Source organism: Candidatus Culexarchaeum yellowstonense, assembly GCF_024707025.1.
GTDB lineage: Archaea > Thermoproteota > Methanomethylicia > Culexarchaeales > Culexarchaeaceae > Culexarchaeum.
This window is the reverse complement of record NZ_JANGFQ010000109.1, coordinates 1-4,338: the sequence shown is the minus strand read 5'-3', so window position 1 is coordinate 4,338 and position 4,338 is coordinate 1. Positions and strand designations below refer to the sequence as shown.

The following is a 4,338-nucleotide window of genomic DNA, read 5'->3' as shown; positions in this document are numbered from 1 at the left end:
GGCTGCTTCATGTGTGGCTGAAATTCAGTATTTGATGGATAAGGGGTATGATGAGGAGCATATTTTCACTTTATTAAAGGATTATGCTTTTCCAGTAGGAGTGTTTTATATACTTTCAGTGTTGGTTAGGAGTAAGTTGAGCGTTGATGATTTGAGGAGTTCGCTGTCATTCCTGTTTGGTGGGCATAGGATTATTGTGGAGAAGGTTGCTGGGTTATTGAAGCCTCATTCGAGAATTCTTGATTTTGGGTGTGGTCAAGGGCTTCTCAGCTGCTCACTTGCAATGAGAGGCTTTGAAGTCTATGGTGTTGACATATCCCCAGAAGCTATTCAAATTGCAAATAAACTTGCTGAGAATCTTAAGTGCAAAGTATATTTCCAATCAATTGATGGTGGCACAATCCCATTTCCAGATGGATACTTTGATGCAATATTTTGTGTATGGACTCTACATGAAATCCCGCAAAACCAGATGTTAGAGATCTTAAGAGAATTTCATCGAGTATTACGGGAGGAGGGGTATCTATTCATAATAGATCAAGAGTATGTGGCACCATTCGAATTGATAAAAGCCAGCATGAATAAAGTTGGATTCGAAATATGCTCCGAGGTGGGAGTATCACCAGTATATGATCATGGGAAAATGTCAAAAGCCATACTAATAGAATACGTAAAAAGGAAGCAAGTCCCAAAATAACAGCGACATTAGACTAACAATACGCTAAACTACCTGCCATTCAAATTATCATTGATGTTGGCGGTATATGCTTAAACTTTATCTCGTCATCCTCAATGTATACTCCATACTTCTCCATTATGTTCAAACCTATTATTACGTCCGTGAGCAAACCATCAATAACTCCAAGTACCTCCTTCTCTGGTAATACATATCCTTCAACTTCTAAATCAACTACAACCCATCCAATCAACTTGGCATATTTCCCCTTCACGGCTAAGGGTATTTCTTTAGGCTCCTTTAGAGGCTCATATCCAATTTTCTCAGCGAAAATTTTGCTAATGTAGCTCCCTCTGGATCCAGTGTCGAATAACGTTTTAGCTTCCTCAACTCTTCCATCCTTATACACTTTAATTTTCTTCTCAACCTTAACCATAGCTACCACCTTTAAATAGGCATGCAAATATATAAAATCTTTAAATTACACTATTTACTCAATCAAACTTTTAAGGCGAATCATTAATGTTTAATCACATTCAAAACCTATCTTGAACACTTATTTTCATAACTATTTATCATGACTTACGAAGATGATTTTCTTATACATTGCTAGGCCTATCAACCATATGTAGTATGCCAATCCAAGTATTCCCATCCAGACGCATATATCATATATTTCTGGGGTTAGTTTTGGATTGTAGAGTGGGTTTATTGTTAATGGGTATAATGGTTTTATGTCCCCGTATAATGGTGAATCTAGGAGGACATGTAGCTCCATTCCAAAGATTCCTGCAATTATGAATGATTTCAAATTTAAGTTTCCATCCCCCTCCAGTAGAAGCTTCTTGTATAATGGTTTTAGGGGTTCTTCGAGTAGATAAATGGCATAGCCAAGTATTAGTCCAGCTATGAAGGCGGATAGGAGGGTGTGTAGGTATCCATGTAATGGATATCTCAAATTAAAGATGATAACTATGAGTGGTTCAATATCAACAATTATATTTGCCAGTATGAATGTTGGTGCATGCATATGTTTCCTCAATGGTAAACCTAAGCCTAATCCTGGACCTATATGGAAGGGTGTGAATGGCATGATCGATGAAATTACTATGGTTTAAGCTGTATAAATCCTTTCCATGAGCAATAGTTATTGCCATTCTTCCCTATACTACGAAATATTCTTTAAACAATATCATTTCCTTGGGCGTGAAGTAAAAAAGGGATTTAGTAGAGTAATAATATTTTTAGTGTTTTACGGTGTTATACCTCTCTCTAATAGAAGTCTTTTTATCCTCTCTATTGATTTCTGAATTTCCTCGATGGGGTATTCATAGGCTTGGAGTTTTCCGTCTAGAAAGTCTTGGTATGCAGCTAAATCCAGTAGTCCATGTCCGCTAAAATTGAATAAGATCACTTTTTCTTCACCTGTTTGTTTACATTTTATGGCTTCATCTATCACAGCTTTAATTGCATGAGCAGTTTCAGGTGCAGGAATTATCCCTTCTGTCTGCGCAAACAGTCTAGCTGCTTCAAAGACTTCCACTTGATTGTAGGCAATGCTCTCATAGATTCCAGCTTCCTTTAGGAGGCACATGGAAGGCGCTTTACCATGGTATCTTAACCCACCAGCGTGAATGGGTGGGGGAACAAAGTTGTGTCCGAGGGTATGCATTTTAATGAGTGGTGTTAATCCAGCAGTATCTCCGTAATCATACATGTATACACCCTTTGTCATGGAGGGGCAGGCTGTGGGCTCCACTGCGATGAACCTTATTTTCTTGGGGGCTTTACCTGCTTTAACTAAGTGATAGAATGGATATGATATACCCGCATAGTTGCTTCCACCACCAATACAGCCAATAACTACATCTGGAAATTCATCTAAGAGTTCGAGTTGCCGAATAGCTTCTAGACCCACTATTGTCTGGTGTAAACATACGTGGTTTAGGACACTTCCAAGGCAATACTTAGTGTTTTCATGTGATGTAGCATCTTCTAAAGCTTCACTTATCGCTATACCCAAGGATCCAGGGTTGTTTGGGTCTTTCTCCAAAATGCTTCTACCATACTTTGTCTTATTACTGGGGCTTGGAACAACTTCTGCACCCCAAGCTCTCATTAAAGCTACCCTGTAAGGCTTCTGCATGTAGCTTACTTTAACAAAGTATACGGTGAGCTTTAAGCCGAAAAACATTGTGGCAAAGGATAAAGCGGAACCCCATTGTCCAGCACCAGTCTCAGTAACTACTCTCTCTACGCCTTCTCGAAAATTGTAATATGCCTGTGCAACAGCTGTGTTGGGCTTGTGGCTTCCAGGCGGGCTTACCCCTTCATGCTTGTAGTATATTCTTGCCGGCGTCTTTAGTGCTCTTTCGAGTCGATATGCACGTATAAGGGGAGTTGGTCTCCATATTCTGTATACTTCCAGTACTTCATTTGGTATAGGGATAAATCTTTCCTGTGACATTTCTTGCCTTATCAATTCCTTTGAAAATATCGGTTCAAGATCTTTTGGTGAAACAGGCTTACCAGTAGCAGGGTTGAGTGGTGGTGGCAAAGGTTCTGGTAAGTCTGGAAGTATATTGTACCATTCACGTGGCATTTCGCTTTCATCCAAGTATATCTTTTTGTTCATAGTATAACTAAAATGATCATACTTGTATATAAATGTTTCTTTCTCCTCTATTTTTGACAAAAGATGGGTATAAATGGTAGTATTTCATCATAAATAATTATGGATAAATCATTTTGGACGAGGGTAAATGAGGTTATAGGTTCTGGAAAGAGAATGCAAGTTATTAAAAGTCTTCTAAAGTATGGACTTAGTGTTAGGGGGGAAGACGTATATATTGGAGAGAAAATAAAGGCGACTACCAGCTCCATTGCTGAAGAGGCAGGCGTGGATAGGAGAATTGTTATTGAAACACTTAGGCAGATAAATCAAGATGAATTTCTAAGTGAGTTTTTCTCAAAACTTAGACCAGCAGGCCCCTCCTTTGTCTCTGTGTCACGTTTAATGGGTTATAGGTGCCTCATCGTGGAAATTTACGAGGACAAACCTGGAATACTTGCATGGGTTGCAAATGCTTTAGCAGAAAAGGATATAAATATTCTACAGGTGATTGCTGAAGACCCAAACATATACGAAGAACCCAAGCTTTACGTAGTTGTATCTAAACCTATTCCAAGCGAAGTAATAGAAAAAATCCTTCAACATCCAGTAATAAAATGTGTGTCTATAAGCTAAAGCAATTATACAGTCATCCCTTAAAATCTTCCGCTTAACACAATTATAACTCCTTCATTCACTTTTTTTTTAACCTAAGATGGGGTATGAGATTAATGCATATTAATATGCAAATTAGAGAGTGCGAAAGTTTAATGAAATGCTAATGGTTGAACTGACAGCAGTAGATGTGCGGAAAAATTAAAATGACTTAATTTCCAAATTTATTTGATCAGAATTGATTTTTAACTGTATAGGTAAATACGATAATCTTTCCATTAGAATAAAGGTTGTAACTAGTGTTTTGATAGATATTAAAGGGAGAGACTTCAATCAACTAGAATCAGAAATTTCAGAGCGCATGAGAGGGCAAAGCTGCAAGTTTTCAGATAAAGATCGAAAAGTGGTGGAGGATACGTTGTTAAGAAGTGTCCGA

Annotated in this window: 5 protein-coding genes; 2 read left to right on the top strand and 3 right to left on the bottom strand. The window is 38.1% G+C overall.

Features of this window, described 5'->3' with window-relative positions:
• A partial coding sequence (locus MRT15_RS09140) for a class I SAM-dependent methyltransferase (RefSeq protein ID WP_304329781.1) occupies nucleotides 1–697 on the top strand: 697 nt, incomplete at its 5' end.
• Nucleotides 698–737: 40 nt separating this feature from the next.
• Here the strand turns inward: MRT15_RS09140 and MRT15_RS09135 are convergent.
• The 3 genes from MRT15_RS09135 to MRT15_RS09125 form a co-directional block, all read right to left on the bottom strand.
• Complete coding sequence (locus tag MRT15_RS09135) at nucleotides 738–1,112, bottom strand: retropepsin-like aspartic protease (protein WP_304329780.1); 375 nt, start codon at nucleotides 1,110–1,112, stop codon at nucleotides 738–740.
• Nucleotides 1,113–1,244: 132 nt separating this feature from the next.
• The gene (locus MRT15_RS09130; protein WP_304329779.1) at nucleotides 1,245–1,769 is read right to left on the bottom strand and encodes a hypothetical protein; all 525 of its coding nucleotides are present in this window, start codon (nucleotides 1,767–1,769) and stop codon (nucleotides 1,245–1,247) included.
• Between the two features lie 159 nt (nucleotides 1,770–1,928).
• The gene (locus tag MRT15_RS09125) at nucleotides 1,929–3,311 is read right to left on the bottom strand and encodes a TrpB-like pyridoxal phosphate-dependent enzyme (protein WP_304329778.1); all 1,383 of its coding nucleotides are present in this window, start codon (nucleotides 3,309–3,311) and stop codon (nucleotides 1,929–1,931) included.
• 99 nt (nucleotides 3,312–3,410) lie between these two features.
• Between MRT15_RS09125 and MRT15_RS09120 the strand changes: the two genes are divergently transcribed.
• Nucleotides 3,411–3,923 (top strand): hypothetical protein, encoded by a 513-nt coding sequence (locus MRT15_RS09120; protein ID WP_304329777.1) that lies wholly within the window; start codon nucleotides 3,411–3,413, stop codon nucleotides 3,921–3,923.
• The last annotated feature ends 415 nt before the right edge of the window (nucleotides 3,924–4,338 follow it).